Raw genomic sequence first — 20,059 nt, 5'->3', positions numbered from 1 at the left:
GCCTACCGTGCGCACATGCCAGGCAAAACACACTGTCACTGTTTTGCAATCGCTGCTATGCGCGATGCCAATGAGTGCTCCCGCTACAACAGGCTGGGTTGTGAGCTTTATTGGCCCAATGCTTGCAGCACTGCTGTGGCCACCGCGCTTGGTTGCTGAGCAGGATCCACCACCATCCACGGCGAGAACCACTGCTGTTGTGCCAGGTTGGCATAGGCCTCGGCGGTGCGAAGCTGGAGCCCGGAATCGGATTCGTACTGATCGCGCACTCGGCTTGCATCGTGGATCTCCCGCGCCGCAGCGCGCTGCGCTGCCAAATCAACATCGGTGCCAAGCAGTACTTGCAGCGTTGGACGCGGTAGCTCGAACTGCCCGAATTCCAAATCCGCTACCCACTGGGCAAGGCTTGGATCTTGAGCACGCGCCACGGAGTAGGCGGCATTGGACGCCACGTAGCGATCCAGCAATAGGATCTCTGAGCTTTGTGCTGCTTGTTCGAGTTGCTCTCGTGCGCCAAGGCGATCGAGTGCAAAAAGCGTGGCCATGCCATAAATCGAGTCGCTGAGATCGCCCATGCGCCCATAGAGGGCTGCCTGGGCGAGCTTTGCATGCACGGAATCTTCATAGCGCGGAAATGCCAGGTATTCGGCATCGACCTGTTCGCGCAGGGCTTGAACGAGGGTGTTTTTGCCCGCGCCGTCGATTCCCTCAATCGCAACAATCATTAGTAGCGGTAGTGCTCCGGCTTATAGGGGCCTGCGACGTCCACACCGATGTATTCTGCCTGCTCCTTGGTGAGCTCGGTGATGGTTCCGCCGAGGGCCTCGACGTGGATGCGCGCGACCAACTCGTCAAGCACCTTGGGCAGGCGGTAGACCTCATTGACGTAGGAGCCGTCGTTATTAAAGAGCTCGATTTGCGCCAGGGTTTGGTCTGCAAAGGAGGTGGACATGACAAAGCTCGGGTGGCCGGTGGCGTTGCCGAGGTTGAGCAGGCGACCTTCCGAAAGCAGGATGATGCTGCGGCCATTGGGCAAGGTGAATTCATCGACCTGCGGCTTGATATTCACACGGGTGACATCGTCACGGTGCAGCAAAGAGGCAACGTCGATCTCGTTGTCGAAGTGTCCGATATTGCCCAAAATGGCGTGATCTTTCATCTTGAGCATCTGCTCGAAGGAGATGATGTCGCGGTTACCGGTCGCGGTGATCACGATATCGGCATCGGCGATGGCGTCGTCGACGTGCACGACGGGGAAGCCATCCATGAGTGCCTGCAGGGCGTTAATGGGGTCAGCCTCAGTGACCTTCACGCGAGCACCTTGGCCGTCCATGGCCTCGGCGCAGCCCTTGCCCACGTCGCCATAGCCGCAGATCAGCACGCTCTTGCCGCCCATGAGGGCGTCGGTTGCGCGGTTGATGCCATCGAGCAGGGAGTGGCGGGTGCCGTATTTATTGTCGAACTTCGACTTGGTCACCGCGTCATTGACGTTCATGGCGGGGAAAGGCAGCTCGCCGGCTTCTGCGAAGTGGTAGAGGCGGTGCACACCAGTGGTGGTTTCTTCCGTCACGCCCTTGACCGACTCGGCGATCTTGCCCCACTTGCCAGGCTCGCTTTCAAGCACTCGACGCAGCATGGCCTTGAAGGCCTGAGCTTCATCGGAATCCTGCTCATCATTCGGTGGTACTACACCGGCCTGTTCATACTCGCGGCCGCGGATCACGGCCATGGTGGCGTCGCCGCCGTCGTCGAGGATCATATTGGGCAGGCGATCGCCCCAGGAGAAGATTTCATTGACGCAATCCCAATACTCTTCAAGGGTTTCGCCCTTCCAGGCGAATACGGGAACACCCTGGGGATCTTCGGGAGTACCTTTGCCCACCACCACGGCGGCTGCCGCTTCGTCTTGGGTGGAGAAGATATTGCAGGATGCCCAGCGCACCTCTGCGCCAAGGGCGACGAGGGTTTCGATCAACACAGCAGTTTGTACCGTCATATGGATCGATCCGGCGATGCGTGCGCCCTTCAGGGGCTGCTCTTCGCGGTACATTTCGCGCAGTTGCATCAGCCCCGGCATCTCGTGTTCGGCGAGACGAATCTGGTGGCGGCCAGCATCGGCCAGGTGAATGTCACGGATGCGGTAGTCAGTCAAAACCTTGGTTTCCTTTGTCTATGGGATGCGATGTTTTCTGCTCTAGCTTAGAGCCTCAATATAGCCATCGAGGTCTTCATCGCTTTCTACCTGCTCAAGTAGGCCTGCGGCGATTTCCCTAATATCTTCTTCTCCCCTGCCACGCAGGCCAAGAATAAAGGGATAGTCCTGGGCGAGTTCGCGGTCGCTAAACGGTGCGCCCGCCCAGATAGCGAGCAGCGTTGCCGCAAGCTGTGCATTGTCTTGTTCTTCGCCCTGGGCTCCTTGTTCGGCGGCGATGCGTACCAAGTCGGATACTTCTTCGACGATGGACTCGCTATCGAGATCTGCGAGCTCGTCAAGCAGATCGATATTGCTTTCTACTTCAAAGACCTCGGCTTCCCATCCACTCACGATGGAGCTCCTTTCTTCACGTGTGCTGAGCGCATTGCCCCATGGCATCGGGGCCTTCAACTGCGGGATCTACTTCCATTCATAGTGCATTTTCGTGCTCCTGGCCTGTGGGGCGGTTCAGTGTGTTCTTTGCAACCCTTATCTTTTGTGATAGCGTCTGTGATCAAATTGTTATCAAACCTTTATTAGTACAGGTAGCGGCGTATGAAGCACACTTCAAAGACCATTGCCAGCACGCTGGGAGCCGGCGTGATGCTTGCTGCTGCCGTGGGGTTTGGAGTGTGGAAGATTGATCCGGCGTGGAACTCCTCAACTCCAGAGGAAACTGCCGGCATTTCTCCTGCTGCAAGCACTGGTGAACGCAGTACGGCGGCGTCGAAAAGCACCAAAATCAGCAGCGAACCTACAAAAACTGCCGTTCCGGCACCCCAAACTGCCGTAGCGGTGGAGCGTTCGCAGCCTTATGTGGATCGCAACGACCCGCTCTTGCCGCCGAACGCACACTTGCCGGCCCAGGCAACGACCCCGGAGCCTTCCGCTCCTATGCCCTCTCCTAGCACCGAGACTGCGCCAACCAGCCCGGTGATTGAACCGGTCACCCCCTTGGTGCCGGACGTGCCCGGTATTGCCGGTGAGCTGCCCACTGACCTGCCTGGCGATCCTGCCAATGGTGAAGATCCCATGTCCATTGAAGCCATCATGGACTGGGCAGAGAAGATGGGCTTGAAGCAACAGCCTAAATCCATGGCTCCGAAATCCCAGGCTCAAAAGTCTCAAGAGCCCAAGCAGCCAGGCGCTCAATCAGAATCGAAGCGCGGTGCTGAATCGAGGTCCCAGACCTCCGCACCGAGCGAAACGCAGCGCTAGGCTCCAAGCACACGAGGCCAGCTAGGCCTAAACCAACTAGGCGCCGGGCCGGCTGCCCCCGAACAACCAGCCCCCTTAAGCAAGCAATGTCGAGCTAGGCCGCGCCAACCGTGGCGATAAAGACCTCAGCTTCACCTTCGAGGCGAACCTGGGCATCTTGGGCATCCACCCACAAGGCCTCGGTGGGCTCAAGGGTGATCTCCGCGGCTCGCACGCTGCCCTTGGTACACAGCACGATCGCAGGGCCTGCGTGTTCAAGCTCGTAGGTGCCATCGATCTGCAGCTTGCGCAGTGCAAATTCCTCGCTCGGCACCTTATAGCGCCCATCCACGGGCTCCACTACCGGATCAGCCAGGGTGTCAAAGCGCAGCACGTGTACTAGTTCGGGAATATCGACGTACTTCGGGGTGAGCCCGCCGCGCAGCACATTGTCCGAGTTGGCCATGATCTCGACCCCGAGGCCGGAGATATAGGCGTGGAGGTTGCCGGCATCCAGGTAGATGGCCTCGCCTGGTTTGAGGCACAGGTGGTTGAGCAGTAGTGCTCCCAGCACCCCGATATCACCGGGGTGGCGTTGCTGCAGATCGATGACGTGATCAAGCACGAGCTGCATCCAGGGTTCCACATGATCGCGGGCTTGCTGGGCTGCTGTTACTACGGCGTCGATCAACTCGGCACGGGCAGCCGAGGGGATAGTGATCCAGGTGGTAAACAGCGCGCGGAGGTTGTTTTCTTCTTCGCCCTCCTCGGAAATTAACAAGGCGTAGTGGTCGAGTTCTTCGCACTCCAAGGCAGCAAAGAGTTCCCTGGTCTTGTCCAAGGGGCGAAAACCTGCCATGGCGTGGAACTCACTCAGGGCCACGAGCAGCTCTGGCTTGTGGTTATCGTCGCGGTAGTTGCGCTCGTGGGCGTGGATATCAATGCCTTGGGCATTCTCGCGCGCGAACCCTTCGCGGGCTTGTTCTAGGGATGGGTGCGCCTGCAGGCTCAGCGGTTGATCGGCTGCAAGCAGCTTGAGCAAGAAGGGCAGGGTGCGTTCGTAGCGCTGGGCCACGGTGGCACCCAAGGTAGCTTCGGGGTCATCGGCAATCACCTGGTCGAGGCGGATGTCCTCGGCGGTGGCCGGGGCCGCGGGATGTGCGCCGTACCAAAGCTCAGCTAGCGGTTTCGTGCTTGCTTCCTCGCCACGCATACCTTGAATCAGAGTCCTTGAGCCCCAGGAATATGCTTGGGTGCTCGGGATCAACTTCTTCATCTAGCTGGAAACCTCCGTGGTGTATTGGCAATAGATCCACCGATCATGCATCTATTGGCAATGGTGCCAGTGGCAACGATGTTTGCCGATCTGGCTTGAACTAATACATAGTAGCCGCGAATGCGCGAGCCATGAGTGTAAATAAGGCCGTGGCGCGATCGCCCTCAGCTTCTGCCAGCTCAGCGACTCCCCAACGGATCACCGTCGGTTCTGGCGGCAGCGGCCCATCAATCACAGGGTCGTGGAAGGGGTCGCGCGGTGGCTGTGCCTGGTAGAACGCTCCTAATGCTCGCCCATCTAAGCTGCCGCTGAGCTTGGCGTGTTGGTTGAACATGCAAGCTATAAGCGCACACAATTCAACCGATTCGGCATCGCTTGCCACATGCAGCGCAAAGCCTGCTTTTTGGGCAATATCACGAGCCGGGTTTAGCGTTTCTCGGTCAGGAGCACAGCGAAGCAGTTCTTCATCGACGCGCTCGGCAATGGCGTATAAGCGTCGCTTCGGTTGCGCCACAAGCAGCGCCAGCAAGGCCGCGCCAGCACGCGCCGGCGAAGGGCCTTCGTGCATTGGCAAAGGATCAATCACATACGTACTGCTGGGCAGATCCTCGCGTAATGGACCTCTGCCCACGGCAGCGATGGTGCTGGTGCCTCGTGCGTGGCACACGCTTGCGGCTTGAGCCAGGCCATCGTGCGCCCCAGCCTCGCTAAGCAACAGCACCACATCCAATGCGCCCACATATGTGGGCAGCGATTGGGTGATCACCACTGGCGTTGCCAGGGGTTGGCTAATCGCCAGCACGGCTTGGGCAGCCCTATAGCTGATCTCATCGCCAGCGAGCACGATGATGCTCCTTGGCGTATCGCCAAGAACCTGTTCCCAGGGCACGGCGTCGGCTACTGCACGTAGCTGTGCACCTTCGTGGGCGATATCGAAATACGCCTGGGCTGGATCGATATGCTCCGCCATAACCATTAGGCAACCATCAGGCGCGGATGATGGCCAAGACTTCTTCTACCAAGGAAGCAACCTCTTCCTCGGTAGGGGCCTCCACGTTGAGTCGCAGTAGTGGCTCGGTGTTGGAAGCGCGCACATTGAACCATGCCGGCGAATCGGCAAGTTCCACGCTAAAGCCGTCGAGTTCATCAATAGAGGCGGCGCGATCGCGGAATGCGTCGATCACTGCCTGGGCGCGCTCTTGCTGCTGCTCGGCAGATTCCAGCTTGGAGTTGATCTCTCCCGATGCGGCGTAGCGGGTGTAGCTGGCCATGAGCTCGGAGAGCGGGCGTTCTTGCTGGCCGAGTGCGGCGAGTACGTGCAGGGCGGCCAGGATGCCGGAGTCGGCGTTGAAGAATTCCTTGAAGTAGTAGTGCGCGGAATGCTCGCCACCAAAGACGGCCTGGTGTTCTGCCATCTGCGCTTTGATAAATGAGTGCCCAACGCGGGTGCGCACTGCGGTGCCACCGTGCTCGGCGATGATTTCCGGCACGGTCTTGGAGGTAATCAGGTTGTGGATGATGGTCGCGCCTGGGTTTTCTTGCAGATAGCGCTCTGCCACAATCGCACAGATTGCCGAGGGGCTCACCGGTTGGCCGAGCTCGTCTACAACGAAGCAGCGGTCTGCATCACCATCGAAGGCAAGGCCGATATCGGCACCAACCTTGGGGGTGAATGCTTGGAGATCTTTGAGGTTTTTAGGATCCAGCGGGTTGGCTTCGTGGTTGGGGAAGGTGCCGTCGAGCTCAAAGTAGAGTGGCTCTACCTCGATATTGAGGCCTTTGAATACCTCCGGCACGGTGTGTCCTGCCATGCCATTGGCGGCATCCACGGCCACTTTAAGGTGGCGGATTCCGCTGAGATCCACCAGGCCGCGCAGGAATTCGCCATAGGCTGCGAGCGTGTCGTGTTCGGTGACGTTGCCTTGGCTGCCTTCGTAGCTTGGTACGCCTTCTACCAGCATGTCTACGATTTGGGCCAGGCCGCTAGCTTGGCCTACCGGGCGTGCGCCCGAGCGGCAGAGCTTGATGCCGTTGTATTCGGCCGGGTTGTGGGAGGCGGTGAACATGGCACCGGGACAGTCGAATTCGCCGGAGGCGAAGTAGAGCTGGTCGGTGGAAGTCAGCCCGAGGGCGAGGACGTCGATGCCTTGGGCGGTGAGGCCTTGGGCGAAGGCCTGGGAGAGCTCCGGTGAGGAGGGGCGCATATCGTGGCCGACGGCGACGCGGGTGGCACCTTCTTCTCGCATGAGCGCACCGAAGGCTTGTCCGATTTCTTGGATGAACTCAGCGTCGATGTCTTTTCCTACAACGCCGCGGACGTCATATGCCTTGATCACGCTGGTGACGGCTTCGCGAGAGCGCATGGGCGGGTGCCTACCTTTCGGAACAAACCTCTACAAGCACCGTTGGTGCTTGGGCGTAGCAGTTGCTGCGTACGCCAACTACCCGAAACACCCTACTCCCTTGGAAGCATTTGGCCGAATAACTATGTGGCCATATTTGGCAGCCGATGGGCTACTTATTGCTCCTTATCGGCATCGTGCACCACCTGGAGATGCGCGCGACGGGTGGCTTTTCTTTGCGCGCGATGCACTGGATGATTCCTGCCAATATCTTCACTTTGGCCGAGTTGTGGCTGTTCGATGCTGGAGCGTCCGGCTTGGCGTACTGCCTCGGCCAGGGCGGTGAGGTCTTCGTCGTCTTCTTCGAGGGCGTCTACGCGCAGCAGTTCCCAGCCAAGTGGTGCGGTGATTTTCGAAGCGTGGTGTTCGCAAAGATCCCAGCTATGTGGGTCGCTGCTCGTAGCCAGCGGACCTACAACGGCGGTGGATTGCGCGTAGGCATAGGTCAGCGTTGCAACGGCTGGCTTACCGCAGCCTGGTCGGGAGCATCGGCGAAAGTGATTCACGCCCACAGAGTCTAGACCTCTACTTGAGGTTTTTGTAGCCCGCTGGGATCCCACCCCCTTTTTGCGTGGAAGCACCCACGGCGAGGTGCCAACGCCGAGGCGCTGTTGAGCATTAGCATCAACGCCTATGATGCGCGCGTCCAAAGATCGTCATGGCCGAGGGGTTCGTGGCCCCTTGCTCCCCACCGCGGTGCCTCGTTTTCGCACGCGCAGGGAGCTTTTCGACGCCGCCGTACTCCGTGCCTATGCGCCCATCCACGATCGTTGGCGTGAGCAATTAAGCCATCTAGATATTGCGGTGGACACCATTCCGCGCATGCGCATCAACACTGAGGCTTCCTTGATTCCTGAGGAAATCACCGCCGATGGCATTGTGCCGCTTGGGCGCGTCATTCCCGCCGGCATTGATCAGCAGGGCCGCCCCACAAGGGCGCGCATTGTGCTGTTTCGCATGCCCATTGAGCAAAGAAGTAGCGGGGCTGTGGAACGCGATGCGCTCTTGCGTTCGGTGCTGACCTCGCTGGTGGCGACCTATCTGAATCTCAGCCCGAAGGATATTGATCCGCATTTTTCCGAGGATGAGGGCTGGACATAAAACAAGCCCGCGGCTTTCAAAGCCGAGGGCTTGGGTGTGATCGTGATTTAGGCGATCTGGTTTTTTAGGCGACGACGCTCACGTTCGGACAGTCCACCCCAGATACCGAAGCGCTCGTCGTGTTCGAGCGCAAATTCCAGGCATTCATCACGAACCGAGCAGGCGCTGCAAATGCGCTTGGCTTCGCGAGTTGAGCCACCCTTTTCTGGAAAGAATGCCTCAGGATCGGTTTGAGCGCATAGTGCCTGCTCTTGCCACTCCTGCTCAACCGCCCCGAATAGCTCGTCAAGCGTGAGCTCTACTGCCGTCCGAGAGCGAGGTGCGGCGTTATCAGCCATGTATTCCACGCCACCTTCCTCTGGTTGCTCCTGGCTTCTTACTGTTCACATCTCCCTAGAGAGCCAAATGCCCATCAAAGGAAATAATGAATTACACACCTGCGATTCAACACGCCAACACAAGATATCCGCAACTTTTTAGGCGAAATTTTCTTGTGTTGATCAAGAACGCGCAGGCAGTTCTTCACATTCGTCACACCAGTCACAACACTCTAGGTGCGGGGGTAACTACCGGGGGCACTACATGTAGTGGCACACCTGGAAGCGCCTCACAAGAGGCATGTGCGCTTTAGGCATCCGAACTAAAACGCACACCCGAATCGGGCAACTCCACGCCCGGCCATACGCGCACGCCATCGAGCAACTCGCAACGAGCACCCACCACGGCGCCCTCGCCAATCACGGCGCCACGAATACGCGCATTGGCACCAATGCGAGCACCTGCAGCAATGATGGAATCTTCAATCACCGCACCCGGCTCAATGGTCACCCCATCAAAGACCACCACGTCATCCAAGCGGCAGCCGGCACCAACTTCGGTGCCACGGCCAATCACAGTGCCTCCAAGCAATAACGCCCCATCACGAACCCCAGCGGATTCGTCGACAAGCGACTCACCGGTCTTACCTTCAAGCAACGGCGAAGGTGCAATACCGCGGACCAGATCGGAAGAACCTCGAACGAAATCCCCCGGGGTGCCCATATCGCGCCAATAGGCGTTATCTACATGGCCATAGACGCGACGGCCCTGTTCAAGCAGGTAAGGGAAGGTATCACGCTCGACGGACACCACGCGATTACTTGGGATCTCTTCGATCACCGAACGCTTAAACACATAGCAACCGGCGTTGATCTGATCGGTTGGCGGATCCTCGGTCTTTTCCAGGAAGGCCTGAACGCGACCATCGGCATCGGTGGGCACACAACCAAAAGCGCGGGGATCGGGCACACGCACCAGATGCAGCGTGACGTCGGCATCGTGGGCGTGGTGGGCATCAAGAATGGGACCAAGCTCAGCACCGCCGAGCACATCGCCGTTAAACACCATGACGGTATCGGCGCGCAGCTTATCGGCCACGTTGCGGATACCACCGCCGGTGCCAAGGGGCTGCTCTTCTACCACGTACTCGATTTCTAAGCCCATATCCTCACCATTGCCGAAGTATTCCTCGAATACCTCAGCCTTAAATGAGGTGCCGAGCACCACGTGGCGAATACCTGCGGCCTGAATGCGGGCAAGCAGGTGCTTTAAAAAGGGCACTCCGGCAGTCGGCAGCATCGGCTTCGGCGTGTTCACCGTCAGGGGGCGCAGACGCGTCCCCTTGCCGCCAACCAAAATGACGGCATCGGTGTTTTCGCTTCGACTCTGCTTCGTCATGTCATCCATCCTTCGACAATCACTGTTGAAGCAAACGATAACCCGAAGCATTGGAAAAGCGAGCAGGGCGTGCCGTGACACGATCGGAAAAATTCCTATCGCATAGCTCACGCCGGGCGTTTCATCCCCACCTCATTTGCGGGTAATTGGGCTCAACCTGCGCCTTCCCTGCCACGCCTACCGGCCAAAGCGACAGCCCCCTAACAGCAGCGCTACTACTTGCGCCGAGCACGGATCACTGCGAGCTTCGCCCGAAGCTGCAGACCTACCCGCAACAAGACGCGCAAGGGCAGTTGCCAAAGGTGCGGGTGGCGATCCGCCTGATAGCGATAGGCAGATTCGTGGTGAGCAGGCAGCATCGATTCGGGCGTTTTGGACGCGGCATGACCCACCGCGTGAGTGATCTGCGCTTGGGGGCAAAAGACATTGTCGTACCCGGCGCGAGCCAGGCGATCGCCTAAGTCCACGTCCTCCATGTACATGAAGTAGCGCTCATCAAAGCCGCCGATGCGCTCGAAGGCATCCCAGCGCAGCAGCAAGCAGGATCCAGAAAGCCAACCGGCGATGCGCTCTTGATCCATGCGGTTGCCATCGCGATACGCCTGGGTAAAGGGGTTTGAGGGCCAGATCGTTCCTAGCATCGCATGGCCGATGCCGTTGCGGATATTCGGCAGTGCGCGCGCAGATGGGTAGGCGCTGCCATCATCTTGGCGGATATACGGGCCAACAGCCGCTGCCTCTGGCCAGCGTTGGGCGCATTCGATCAGCTCATCAATGCTGCCCGGGTCAAACACCACGTCGGGGTTGGCGATGATAAAGAAGTCGGGGGCGATATTAAAGTCCTGGCCTTTGAGCCACGCCGCCCCGGCATTCATCCCCGCACCGTAGCCAATATTGCCGCCTGTGGGCACGAAGTGGACGTTTTCTCTTGCAGCGGCGGCACGTTCTGGAGCGCCATCGGTGGAACCATTGTCTGCCAACACGCACAGCGTTGGTCGCGTGCTTGCCTGCTCCAAAGAATCGAGGAAGGCGTCAAGGTGCTCACCCGGGGAATAGGTGACGGTGATCACGGCAATGGCTGGAGTATTCACAGATGCAAAGCCTACCCAAGGCCTCCGCGCGGTGAGTAAAAGTTGTGACCTTGCCCAAGCCTTGAGCGAAGCGGTATGAGTTTCTGGCCCGCTCTGCCCTACACTGCTTTTCCGAGTACTTAATGCACGCCCACAGAGGCACCAAGGATCACCATGAGCAATAACATGCGCCGAAACCGCGACATTCGGCCAGCACCACAGCTAGAGCGCAAACGCGGCCAGCAAGGTCCGCGCAGCCTGCGCACCGTCTTAGCTGTGCTCAGCGTTTTGGTTTTAGCACTATCTGGCGCCGGCTATTTCACCGTGGGCAAGCTCGGCAACACGCTCGCCTCTGCCGGCAACCTTTCACTCGGTGAGGCCAAGGGCGTCAAAGAGGCCGCCGATGGCGCCACCGATATTTTGTTGGTGGGGTCCGATTCTCGTAGCGACGCACAGGGCAATGCCCTCACGCCGGAAGAAATTGAGATGCTGCATGCCGGTGATGAACAAAATGACAACACCGACACCATCATGCTGATCCGCGTGCCCAACGACGGCAGCTCTGCCACCGCCATCTCTATCCCCCGCGATACCTATATCCATGATGAGGAATTCGGGGATATGAAGATCAACGGCGTGTATAAGGCCTATAAGGATCAAAAGCGCCAGTCGTTGCTCGAAGAGGGCGTCACCGATGATCGCACGGTAGAACAGCAGGCCACCCAGGCCGGACGCCAAGGTTTGATCCGCGAGGTCGCAGACCTTTCCGGGGTGACGATCGATCACTATGCCGAGGTTGGTCTGTTGGGCTTCGTTTTGCTTACCGACGCCGTGGGCGGGGTTGAGGTCTGTTTGAATGAGCCAACCTCCGATGAATTCTCGGGAGCAGATTTCCCTGCCGGTGTGCAAACCCTCAACGGCGCCCAGGCCCTTGCCTTTGTGCGCCAACGTCACGGACTTCCCCGCGGCGACCTCGACCGCATTGTGCGCCAGCAGGCCTTTATGGCCTCGTTGGTCAATAAGGTGCTTTCCACCGGCACGCTCACCAACCCCCAGGCGCTCAACGATATGGCCAATGCCGTCGAGCGTTCCGTGGTGATTGATGAGGACTGGGACATCATGAGCTTTGCCAACCAGTTGCAAAACCTTGCTGGCGGCAACGTGAGGTTCAATACCATCCCCGTGACCTCCATCGACGGCACCGGCACCTATGGCGAATCCGTGGTCACCATTAACCAAGACCAGGTACGTGGCTTCTTCGATTCCCTGCTCGGCGATGGCGCCACTTCAGAAGAGCAGGCACCGAAGTCGAAGGTGAACGTCTACAACGCCACCACCACCGAGGGCCTGGCTGGCACCGTGGCGCAATATGTGCGCACCCAAGGCTTGAGCATCGGAGAGACCGGCAATGAACAAAGCCGCACCGATTCTGTGATCCTGGCGCACGATAAAGACGATGAGGTTGCCAAGGAACTCAGCGAGAAGCTCGGCTTGCCGGTAGAAGAAGATCGCGAGCAGCCAAAGGATGCTGTGACCGTGATTGTGGGCTTTGATTATGCAGGTCCGCAGGAAGAAGCGGCGGCAGAAGATGAGCAAGATGCTGATGCTTCCTCCACCGTTGGCGAGCCTGGTGCCGATGCCGGCGAAGCCATCGTTGGCCCAGAAATTGATGCCGGTGGCGAAGGTCCGCGCTGCGTGAACTAGCATCGGCGCCTATGCGCCTGCTTGAACACTTACTTGCCCAAGACCCCGCCGCCCCTCGGCTGAGCATCTACGACGGCGATACTCGCCTCGACTTTTCCGCCCAAACACTCGATAACTGGGCGGCAAAAGTAGCCAATATGCTTCGCGAGGAATTAGAGCTTAGCCCTGGCGATGCCATAGCCATGGATCTGCCGTGTAGCTGGCAGGCCGTAGTGGTCGCCCTTGGCTGCGTTGCAGCCGAGGTCAGCGTGCATGATGGCCAGGATCAGGCGGTGTTATTTGCCGAGCAGGAACCCGAAGATTTCGATGGTGATCTTGTGCTGCTCAGCCGCGATCCCTTTGGCCGCGGCATCGAAGAAACCGGCGGCACACTTGCTCCGGGGGCCATCGACTTCGGGCCGACGGTGCGCGTGTATGGGGACGTATTCCCCGAGCCGGGCCCACGGCTCGATGCGTGGACCCCAGAAGCTGCGGCTGAACGTGTGCTGGTGGAAGGCTGGGAGAATATCGAGGGCATGCGCAAAGCGCTTGCGCCCATGGCCGCCGGGGGCTCCGTGGTGGTGGTGATTGGGGGTGTGAGCCAGACACGCCTGGATGAGATTGCTCGCGCCGAGCGGGTAGAACGCAGGATTGAGGCGTAGCTCTCAACCCCGAAATGGGGTGATCGACGCCATTTTTGCCACGCGGTGCGTACAGCGTCACTAGCTTGAACGGGGAAACCAAAAGGAAAGGGATCCTCGCCATGAAACACCTCAACCGCACCGGCGCCGCACTTGCTTGCCTGGCGCTGGCCTCCGGCGCAGCTCTGGCCGGCTGCTCCTCCGACTCCGACTCGTCGAATACTCAGGCGGCTTCCAGCTCAAGCGATAGCCAGGAGCGCGGACCGATCACCTTTGCCATGGGCAAAAATGACACCGACAAGATCATCCCCGTGATCGAGGCGTGGAATAAAGAGCACCCCGACGAGGAAGTCACCCTCAAAGAACTCGCCGGCTCTGCCGATGAGCAACGCGAAACCCTGGTGCAATCCCTACAGGCTGGCAACGACGACTATGACGTGATGGCGCTGGATCTGCCCTGGACCGCAGAATTTGCCGCACGCCAGTGGATCGTGCCCCTCGAAGGCGACTTCAGCGTCGATACCTCAGCACTGCTGCAGTCCACCGTGGACTCGGCTACCTATAACGGCACGCTGTATGCGCTGCCGCAAAATACCAATGGCCAGTTGCTCTATCGCAACACCGAATTCGTGCCAGAGGCTCCCGAGAACTGGCAGCAACTGGTAGAAAGCTGCGGCAAGATCGAGGACAAGGACGTCGATTGCCTCACCCTGCAGCTCAGCCAGTATGAGGGCTTGGCCGTTAATACCATCGACTTCATTCACGGCTGGGGCGGCAACGTGATGGACGGCGACACCCCTAGTGTGGACTCCGAGCAATCCCGCGCCGGCATTCAGGCAATGGTCGATGGCTACAAGGATGGCGTGATTGCCAAGAACTCCATTGCCGCAACGGAAGAGGAAACCAACCAGGCCTTCGTGGCAGGTGAGACCGCTATGGCGGTGAACTGGCCGTACATGTACACCACTGCCGATGCCGAGAACTCCGCAGTCAAGGGTAAGTACGAGGTATCCCCGCTGGTGGGCAAGGACGGCACCGGTGTCTCCACCCTTGGTGGCTACAACAACGGCATCAACGTCAATTCCAAGCACAAGGCAACCGCACTGGACTTTATGAAGTTCATTGTGAACGAAGACAACCAGAAGTCTTTCGCGGACGCATCCTTCCCGCCGGTCCTGGCCTCTGTGTACGATGACGAATCCTACGTGGAGAAGTACCCCTACCTGCCGGCGCTGAAGATCTCGCTGGAAAACGCGAAGCCGCGTCCAGTCAGCCCCTTCTACCCCGCCATTTCCAAGGCCATCCAAGACAACGCCACCGCGGCACTCAAAGATGAGAAGTCTGTAGACGACGCCGCCAAGGATATGCAGGCAGCGATCGCCAACGCAGCACAATAATCCACGCATGCGCACCTGTGCCTCGTAGTGCAGGTGCGCTGCTTGCTGCTTTCTAGCATTCACACTCCCTTTTTGCTTTTCGTTTTCTAGGATTCGCCCATGGCCTCACCCTCACGGCAACGCACCACCGCCTTTTGGCTCATCGCGCCCGCCCTTGCCGTGCTCGCGGTAGTAATTGGCTACCCAATTGTGCGAGCAATCTACCTCTCCTTCCAGGGCGATAAAGGCATTGACCCTGCAACAGGGCTGTTTAGCGACGGCGGCTTCGCTGGGCTGGAGCATTATCAGTACTGGCTCATGCAGCGCTGCACCAGCGCTACGGGCGCGAGCACCTGCCCCGATGGAGTGATCGCCACCGATTTTTGGCCAGCGATGGGCAACACCGTCTTTTTCACGGTGGTCACCGTGAGCCTAGAAATCATCCTTGGCATGGGCATGGCGCTGATTATGAACAGGGAATTCCGTGGACGCGGCCTGGTGCGCGCAGCGGTACTGATCCCCTGGGCTATCCCAACAGCGGTGACGGCCAAGCTATGGCAGTTCATCTTTGCCGAGCGCGGAATTATCAACTCGCTGCTTCACGAGCCCATCCAATGGACCACCGACCCCTGGGCTGCGCGCTCGGCGGTGATCATCGCCGATGTGTGGAAAACTACGCCCTTTATGGCCTTGCTGATCTTGGCCGGCCTGCAGATGATTCCCAAAGACGTCTACGAAGCAGCCAGGGTCGATGGTGCCAGCACCTGGCAGCAATTCATCCACATCACCTTGCCGCTGGTGCGCCCGGCATTGATGGTGGCGGTGCTGTTTAGAACCCTCGATGCGCTGCGCATGTACGACCTCCCGGTGATTATGATTTCGCCTTCTTCAAACTCCCCGGCCGCCACAATCTCGCAGCTCGTGGTGGAAGACATGCGCCAGGGGCACTTTAATTCCGCGTCGGCACTTTCCACGCTGATCTTCCTGCTGATCTTCGCCGTGGCCTTTATCATGATCCGCTTCTTAGGTGCAGATATTTCTGGGTCGCGCGAGCAACGTCGACAAGCAAAGGAACAAGCCAAGGAGCTCGCACGATGAAGAAATCCCTAATTGGCAACTACCTTGGTGTGGTGCTGATCCTGTTTTGGGGGCTGGCGCCTTTTTATTGGATGGTGATTACCGCGCTTCGCGATTCCACCTACACCTTCGACACCACCCCGTGGCCGACGCATCTGACCTTGGATAACTTCCGCGATGCCCTCGCCACCGATAAAGGCAACGACTTCCTCCACGCCATTGGCAACTCATTGCTGATCAGCCTGTGTACCACTGCGCTGGCAGTACTCATCGGCGTTTTTACTGCCTACGCCCTGGCGCGTTTGGATTTCCGTGGCAAAGGTCTGGTCACCGGCATCATCCTGGCGGCCTCAATGTTCCCCGGTATCGCGCTGGTCACTCCGCTGTTCCAACTCTTTGGCAACCTCGGCTGGATCGGCACCTACCGGGCGCTGATCATCCCGAATATCTCTTTCGCACTGCCACTGACGATCTACACGCTGGTGAGCTTTTTCCACCAACTGCCCTGGGAATTAGAAGAAGCCGCCCGCGTCGACGGTGCCACACGCGCGCAGGCATTCCGCCTGATCCTTTTACCCCTAGCGGCACCGGCATTATTTACCACCGCAATCCTGGCCTTCATCGCCACCTGGAATGAATTTATGCTGGCCAAGCAGCTTTCCACCAACGCCACCGAACCGGTAACAGTGGCCATCGCCCGCTTTTCCGGGCCGAGCGCATTCGAATTCCCCTACGCCGCCATCATGGCCGCCGGTGCGCTTGTGACGGTGCCGCTGATCATCATGGTGTTGGTATTCCAGCGCAGGATCGTCTCCGGACTCACCGCAGGTGGCGTAAAGGCGTAGAATTTTCGCCCATGAGCACTCCCAACAGCGAGCGAAAGTCACTCGTCTTTGACGCCATCTTCGGCTTCGTGGGATTTTTCGCCTTCCTGGCCTTTATCCAGGCAGTGCTCAACCTCTTCCAGCCGGAACCAAGGATCTGGCCCGCGCTGCTGGCGTTAGTGCTGGTGATCGCCACGGTAACGCTTTGGCGCATCAGACGACGATGGCACCGCCCCGAATAATCAGCAGCGGTGCCATCGCACAAAACCTACGTGAGGCGTTATTTACTCGCCCATGAGTTTGCGGCGTAGAGCCTCGTCTTTGGCTTCGACCTTCTCACGCAGTTGCTCTTGATACTCAGCCATGCGCTGGGTGAGTCGCTCATCACCGGCACCAAGGATCCGCACCGCCAACAGGCCTGCGTTTTGAGCCCCGCCGATCGATACCGTTGCCACCGGCACACCCGCTGGCATCTGCACGATAGACAGCAGGGAGTCCATGCCGTCGAGCTGCTCAAGGGCACGGGGAATACCGATCACTGGCAGTGGAGTTGCGGCAGCCACCATGCCTGGCAGGTGTGCGGCGCCTCCGGCGCAGGCGATAATTGCCTTTAAGCCTCGCTGGTGAGCCTGCTGTGCGTAGTTGAGCATCTTCTCGGGGGTGCGGTGGGCAGAAACCACTCCTACTTCGAAGGGCACTCCAAATTCCGCTAGCACCTCTGCGGCGGGTTCTACGGTGGGCCAATCAGAATCGGATCCCATGATGAGTCCAACAAGCGGTTGCATCTTCTTACTCTCCTCGGTGTTCACTGGTCGGTGTTCGCTAGTCAGTGTTCGCTGCTCAGTGTTCGCTCGTGTGATCAGGCCAGGTGGCATGCACTAAGAAATAGGCGGCGGCATTCGCGGCGGCTCGGGTGTGTGCAAGGTCTTCACCGCAATAATTCACGTGGCCGATCTTGCGGCCCGGGCGGTGTTCTTTGCCATAGAGGTGGATCTTCGCCTTTGGGTAGCGGCGCATCACCTCAATCACCCTCTGCTGCATGGGCATAACTGGGTCTTCGGGTGCGCCCAGCACATTGGCCATCACCGTGTACTCGGCGGTGGTGTGGGTATCGCCCAAAGGTAAGTCGAGCACCGCGCGAAGGTGCTGCTCAAATTGGCTGGTGCAGCAGCCATCTTGGGTCCAGTGCCCGGTGTTATGCGGGCGCATTGCCAGCTCATTCACGCTGAGCTCCAACGCCCCTTGTGCTCCCTGGCATAAGAAGAGTTCCACGGCCAACACACCGGTAACACCCAGGCCATTGGCAAGGCTTACGCTGAGCTCTTCTGCCTGTTGGCGCAAGGCAACCGGCAACGCTGGCGCGGGAGCCACCGCCTCAGCGCACACGCCATCGCGCTGCACGGATTCCACCACCGGCCATGCTTGGGTAACGCCGCTGGGGGTGCGCGCCACCATGGCAGAAAGCTCGCCGCGAAGCGCTACTTTTTCCTCTGCCATCAGCGGGGTGCCCGCTTCGAGCAGTTCTTGGACCAGCGTGCTGAGTTCTTCTTGCGTGTCCGGGAACCACACGCCGTGGCCGTCGTAGCCACCGCGGCGAGCCTTGAGGCACACTTCGCCGTGGACCTGATCCCAAAACGCTTGTGCGTCTTCGAGCGAGTCGATGCGCGCAAATGGTGGCACTGGGGCACCGAGGGATTGCAGTTTCTTGCGCATCTCAAGCTTGTCTTGGGCAAAGATCAGCGCCTCGGGGCGCGGCTGCACATTAATGCCCTCGGCAATGAGAGCGTCGAGGTGCTCATTGGGCACATGCTCATGGTCGAAGGTCACCGCGTCTGCGCCTAAGGCGGCGAGTCGCACATGCTCTAGGTTGGTGTAGTCTCCGAGCAACACATCGGAGCACACTTGTGCTGCGCTGGCGTCTTTGCTGCTGGCGAGCAGCCGCAGCGATTGGCCTAATTCGATGGCAGCGGTTTGCATCATGCGTGCTAATTGCCCATCGCCGATTACCGCCACAATTGGCATACCGGGGGCGTGCGCTGGGTGACTTGCTTGCTTTGCTTCTGAATTGCTCTGTTGCGCCTCATTCACCAAGCTGACTATACGCGGGCAGGCATGATCGCCAGCATGCGCCGTTACCCCCGCATGGGCAATCGGATGTGCTTGAAGCGTCACATGCTGGGCGCTTTTGGGGTGCGCACCTGCCCGTGGCTACCAGATGGCAGGCTGGACCATGCCGGCTTCAATACTGGCAGCCACCGTCTTGGCTTTGGGTACCGACTCTAAAAGCACCAAGTGGTCGAGTCCTGCGACCGATAAGGTGATGTCTTTGCGGCGGCGCTGCACGTGGCGAATCGTAGATAAAGGAATTGATTCCACCCGGGAGCTCAAGCCCGCATCGCGAGCGATAATGCGATGATCGGTGACGATAATCCTGCGCCTTCTTGCACCGATGACCGGCAGCACAAACCTCAACAGCACGAGCACGAACCACAGACCCACCAAGGCGTTGCGCATCATGGGGCCTGGATCGAGGAAATTGTGTTCTCGATCCATCCAACCGATGCCCATCCAGCACAAACCGGTAATGACCACTAACTCCATCACCGGATACAGCAGCGCACCAAAAGAGGCGGTGACATCGGCGCGCACTTGTTCTTCTGGGGCAATACGGATCATTGCTCCACCCCGTATCCCCCATGCTGGGCGCGCAGGTGGAAGACGTCTCCGGCGCTGAGCTCGTGGACCTCGCCTGCATCATCACGCACCAGCAACAAGCCCTCATCGCTGACGTTGATGGCGGTGCCGAGCAATTCTTTATCGCCAGGCAGAATCACCCGAACGTCGGTGCCGATGGTGGCGCATACCTCGCGGTAATCCTGAATGAGGGCCGGGTCGTTATCTTCCCACTGGCTCAAACGGTGATGCAGGCTCAGCATCACCTGGGCTGCCAGCTCGTTTCGCTCATATGCGATGCCTTCGAGCTCCAGGCTGGTGGCGTGAGGGACGGGCAATTCATCGCGGCGAAGCGAGGTATTGAGCCCCAAGCCAATCACCACCGCGGGTTCTGGGCCAAGGCTTACGGCTTCGGCAAGAATGCCGCAGAGTTTGCGGTGCTCAATGATGAGGTCATTTGGCCATTTCACCTGTATACCAACGCCCTTCGGTAGGGCGTCGACAAGCGCCAAACCTGTAGCAAGTGGCATCAGCCCGAGCCTTTGCACGCAACTGGCTGGAGGGCGAAGGAGAAGGGAGAGCGTGAGTTGTGCCCCGGAGGGCGACTCGTAGCGACGGCCCATTCTTCCGCGGCCCTGGCTTTGGTGCTCGGCAAACAGCACCGTCCACGCCGGTGCACCCTGCTTCGCCATCGCCACTAAATCGGTATTGGTTGATCCGGTGGTTTCTACATGCTCGATTCGCGCGAGGGGTCCGCGGGCCACCAGGCGGTTACGCAAAGCAGTGATATTCAGCGGGGTGCGTGGATCTTGGGGGTGCATGGTGTCTG

General features: G+C 59.1%; 22 protein-coding genes. 8 read left to right on the top strand and 14 right to left on the bottom strand.

The annotated features are described in order from the left end of the window. Positions 1–107: 107 nt before the first annotated feature. From IEU99_RS06015 to IEU99_RS06005, 3 genes are read right to left on the bottom strand one after another with little or no spacing between them, the layout of a single operon-like run. The gene (locus IEU99_RS06015) at positions 108–725 is read right to left on the bottom strand and encodes a dTMP kinase (protein WP_128890308.1); all 618 of its coding nucleotides are present in this window, start codon (positions 723–725) and stop codon (positions 108–110) included. After that, the gene (gene ahcY / locus IEU99_RS06010; protein WP_128890309.1) at positions 725–2,152 is read right to left on the bottom strand and encodes an adenosylhomocysteinase; all 1,428 of its coding nucleotides are present in this window, start codon (positions 2,150–2,152) and stop codon (positions 725–727) included. Before ahcY ends, IEU99_RS06015 begins: the two co-directional genes overlap by 1 nt. A gap of 42 nt (positions 2,153–2,194) precedes the next feature. After that, a complete protein-coding gene (locus IEU99_RS06005) occupies positions 2,195–2,545 on the bottom strand; it encodes a DUF4259 domain-containing protein (protein WP_128890310.1) in 351 nt (116 codons plus the stop codon). 204 nt (positions 2,546–2,749) lie between these two features. Here IEU99_RS06005 and IEU99_RS06000 point away from each other — a divergent pair, with 204 nt between their 5' ends. Further along, positions 2,750–3,412 (top strand): hypothetical protein, encoded by a 663-nt coding sequence (locus IEU99_RS06000; RefSeq protein ID WP_128890311.1) that lies wholly within the window; start codon positions 2,750–2,752, stop codon positions 3,410–3,412. A 94-nt stretch (positions 3,413–3,506) separates the two neighbouring features. On the opposite strand, the gene manA is transcribed toward IEU99_RS06000, so the two are convergent. The 4 genes from manA to IEU99_RS05980 form a co-directional block, all read right to left on the bottom strand. After that, entirely contained in the window at positions 3,507–4,667 is a 1,161-nt protein-coding gene (manA, locus tag IEU99_RS05995) for a mannose-6-phosphate isomerase, class I (protein ID WP_128890312.1), read from the bottom strand. A gap of 100 nt (positions 4,668–4,767) precedes the next feature. Beyond that, entirely contained in the window at positions 4,768–5,637 is an 870-nt protein-coding gene (locus IEU99_RS05990) for a hypothetical protein (RefSeq protein ID WP_128890313.1), read from the bottom strand. A gap of 16 nt (positions 5,638–5,653) precedes the next feature. Further along, positions 5,654–7,030: a phosphomannomutase/phosphoglucomutase gene (locus IEU99_RS05985; RefSeq protein WP_128890314.1), complete on the bottom strand. Its 1,377-nt coding sequence runs from the start codon at positions 7,028–7,030 to the stop codon at positions 5,654–5,656. Between the two features lie 155 nt (positions 7,031–7,185). Then, positions 7,186–7,575 (bottom strand): DUF3499 domain-containing protein, encoded by a 390-nt coding sequence (locus IEU99_RS05980; protein WP_164931179.1) that lies wholly within the window; start codon positions 7,573–7,575, stop codon positions 7,186–7,188. A 130-nt stretch (positions 7,576–7,705) separates the two neighbouring features. Between IEU99_RS05980 and IEU99_RS05975 the strand changes: the two genes are divergently transcribed. Further along, positions 7,706–8,170, top strand: coding sequence for a metallopeptidase family protein (locus IEU99_RS05975; protein ID WP_188358296.1), 465 nt, complete (start codon positions 7,706–7,708; stop codon positions 8,168–8,170). A 47-nt stretch (positions 8,171–8,217) separates the two neighbouring features. On the opposite strand, the gene IEU99_RS05970 is transcribed toward IEU99_RS05975, so the two are convergent. The 3 genes from IEU99_RS05970 to IEU99_RS05960 all read right to left on the bottom strand — a co-directional run bounded on the left by IEU99_RS05970 (position 8,218) and on the right by IEU99_RS05960 (position 10,977). Next, positions 8,218–8,517 (bottom strand): WhiB family transcriptional regulator, encoded by a 300-nt coding sequence (locus IEU99_RS05970; RefSeq protein WP_164470406.1) that lies wholly within the window; start codon positions 8,515–8,517, stop codon positions 8,218–8,220. Positions 8,518–8,797: 280 nt separating this feature from the next. Then, on the bottom strand, positions 8,798–9,886 hold the full coding sequence (manB, locus tag IEU99_RS05965; protein ID WP_128890317.1) for a mannose-1-phosphate guanylyltransferase: 1,089 nt from the start codon (positions 9,884–9,886) through the stop codon (positions 8,798–8,800). A 215-nt stretch (positions 9,887–10,101) separates the two neighbouring features. Next, complete coding sequence (locus IEU99_RS05960; protein ID WP_128890318.1) at positions 10,102–10,977, bottom strand: glycosyltransferase family 2 protein; 876 nt, start codon at positions 10,975–10,977, stop codon at positions 10,102–10,104. A 153-nt stretch (positions 10,978–11,130) separates the two neighbouring features. On the opposite strand from IEU99_RS05960, the gene IEU99_RS05955 reads away from it, so the two are divergent. The 6 genes from IEU99_RS05955 (at position 11,131) to IEU99_RS05930 (ending at position 16,799) form a co-directional block, all read left to right on the top strand. Then, complete coding sequence (locus IEU99_RS05955; RefSeq protein WP_128890319.1) at positions 11,131–12,660, top strand: LCP family protein; 1,530 nt, start codon at positions 11,131–11,133, stop codon at positions 12,658–12,660. Between the two features lie 11 nt (positions 12,661–12,671). Then, on the top strand, positions 12,672–13,301 hold the full coding sequence (locus tag IEU99_RS05950) for a TIGR03089 family protein (protein WP_128890320.1): 630 nt from the start codon (positions 12,672–12,674) through the stop codon (positions 13,299–13,301). 101 nt (positions 13,302–13,402) lie between these two features. Continuing rightward, on the top strand, positions 13,403–14,677 hold the full coding sequence (locus IEU99_RS05945) for an ABC transporter substrate-binding protein (RefSeq protein WP_128890321.1): 1,275 nt from the start codon (positions 13,403–13,405) through the stop codon (positions 14,675–14,677). 99 nt (positions 14,678–14,776) lie between these two features. Continuing rightward, entirely contained in the window at positions 14,777–15,754 is a 978-nt protein-coding gene (locus tag IEU99_RS05940; RefSeq protein WP_128890322.1) for a carbohydrate ABC transporter permease, read from the top strand. Further along, positions 15,751–16,578: a carbohydrate ABC transporter permease gene (locus IEU99_RS05935; protein ID WP_128890323.1), complete on the top strand. Its 828-nt coding sequence runs from the start codon at positions 15,751–15,753 to the stop codon at positions 16,576–16,578. The genes IEU99_RS05940 and IEU99_RS05935 overlap by 4 nt, the downstream gene beginning before the upstream one ends. Before the next feature lie 11 nt (positions 16,579–16,589). Further along, positions 16,590–16,799, top strand: coding sequence for a hypothetical protein (locus IEU99_RS05930; protein ID WP_128890324.1), 210 nt, complete (start codon positions 16,590–16,592; stop codon positions 16,797–16,799). A 42-nt stretch (positions 16,800–16,841) separates the two neighbouring features. Here the strand turns inward: IEU99_RS05930 and purE are convergent, their stop codons facing one another. The 4 genes from purE to IEU99_RS05910 form a co-directional block, all read right to left on the bottom strand. Continuing rightward, a complete protein-coding gene (gene purE, locus IEU99_RS05925; RefSeq protein WP_128890325.1) occupies positions 16,842–17,342 on the bottom strand; it encodes a 5-(carboxyamino)imidazole ribonucleotide mutase in 501 nt (166 codons plus the stop codon). A gap of 55 nt (positions 17,343–17,397) precedes the next feature. Then, entirely contained in the window at positions 17,398–18,579 is a 1,182-nt protein-coding gene (locus IEU99_RS05920) for a 5-(carboxyamino)imidazole ribonucleotide synthase (protein WP_128890868.1), read from the bottom strand. Between the two features lie 186 nt (positions 18,580–18,765). After that, positions 18,766–19,233 carry a PH domain-containing protein gene (locus tag IEU99_RS05915; RefSeq protein WP_128890326.1) on the bottom strand — a complete coding sequence of 156 codons (468 nt, stop codon included), beginning with the start codon at positions 19,231–19,233 and terminating at the stop codon, positions 18,766–18,768. Further along, positions 19,230–20,051, bottom strand: coding sequence for a biotin--[acetyl-CoA-carboxylase] ligase (locus IEU99_RS05910; RefSeq protein WP_128890327.1), 822 nt, complete (start codon positions 20,049–20,051; stop codon positions 19,230–19,232). Before IEU99_RS05910 ends, IEU99_RS05915 begins: the two co-directional genes overlap by 4 nt. Positions 20,052–20,059 lie beyond the last annotated feature (8 nt).

This window comes from Corynebacterium pelargi (genome assembly GCF_014635485.1).
GTDB classification, from domain to species: domain Bacteria; phylum Actinomycetota; class Actinomycetes; order Mycobacteriales; family Mycobacteriaceae; genus Corynebacterium; species Corynebacterium pelargi.
This window is presented reverse-complemented; position numbering and strand designations above follow the sequence as displayed.

What these genes read in the sequence shown, in the direction of transcription:
- IEU99_RS06015 (WP_128890308.1), bottom strand. Translation starts at nt 725, where the DNA reads ATGATTGTTGCGATTGAGGGAATCGACGGCGCGGGCAAAAACACCCTC.
- IEU99_RS06000 (WP_128890311.1), top strand. Translation starts at nt 2,750, where the DNA reads ATGAAGCACACTTCAAAGACCATTGCCAGCACGCTGGGAGCCGGCGTG.
- manA (WP_128890312.1), bottom strand. Translation starts at nt 4,667, where the DNA reads ATGAAGAAGTTGATCCCGAGCACCCAAGCATATTCCTGGGGCTCAAGG.
- IEU99_RS05990 (WP_128890313.1), bottom strand. Translation starts at nt 5,637, where the DNA reads ATGGCGGAGCATATCGATCCAGCCCAGGCGTATTTCGATATCGCCCAC.
- IEU99_RS05985 (WP_128890314.1), bottom strand. Translation starts at nt 7,030, where the DNA reads ATGCGCTCTCGCGAAGCCGTCACCAGCGTGATCAAGGCATATGACGTC.
- IEU99_RS05975 (WP_188358296.1), top strand. Translation starts at nt 7,706, where the DNA reads ATGCGCGCGTCCAAAGATCGTCATGGCCGAGGGGTTCGTGGCCCCTTG.
- manB (WP_128890317.1), bottom strand. Translation starts at nt 9,886, where the DNA reads ATGACGAAGCAGAGTCGAAGCGAAAACACCGATGCCGTCATTTTGGTT.
- IEU99_RS05955 (WP_128890319.1), top strand. Translation starts at nt 11,131, where the DNA reads ATGAGCAATAACATGCGCCGAAACCGCGACATTCGGCCAGCACCACAG.
- IEU99_RS05950 (WP_128890320.1), top strand. Translation starts at nt 12,672, where the DNA reads ATGCGCCTGCTTGAACACTTACTTGCCCAAGACCCCGCCGCCCCTCGG.
- IEU99_RS05945 (WP_128890321.1), top strand. Translation starts at nt 13,403, where the DNA reads ATGAAACACCTCAACCGCACCGGCGCCGCACTTGCTTGCCTGGCGCTG.
- IEU99_RS05940 (WP_128890322.1), top strand. Translation starts at nt 14,777, where the DNA reads ATGGCCTCACCCTCACGGCAACGCACCACCGCCTTTTGGCTCATCGCG.
- IEU99_RS05935 (WP_128890323.1), top strand. Translation starts at nt 15,751, where the DNA reads ATGAAGAAATCCCTAATTGGCAACTACCTTGGTGTGGTGCTGATCCTG.
- IEU99_RS05930 (WP_128890324.1), top strand. Translation starts at nt 16,590, where the DNA reads ATGAGCACTCCCAACAGCGAGCGAAAGTCACTCGTCTTTGACGCCATC.
- purE (WP_128890325.1), bottom strand. Translation starts at nt 17,342, where the DNA reads ATGCAACCGCTTGTTGGACTCATCATGGGATCCGATTCTGATTGGCCC.
- IEU99_RS05920 (WP_128890868.1), bottom strand. Translation starts at nt 18,579, where the DNA reads ATGCCAATTGTGGCGGTAATCGGCGATGGGCAATTAGCACGCATGATG.
- IEU99_RS05915 (WP_128890326.1), bottom strand. Translation starts at nt 19,233, where the DNA reads ATGATCCGTATTGCCCCAGAAGAACAAGTGCGCGCCGATGTCACCGCC.
- IEU99_RS05910 (WP_128890327.1), bottom strand. Translation starts at nt 20,051, where the DNA reads ATGCACCCCCAAGATCCACGCACCCCGCTGAATATCACTGCTTTGCGT.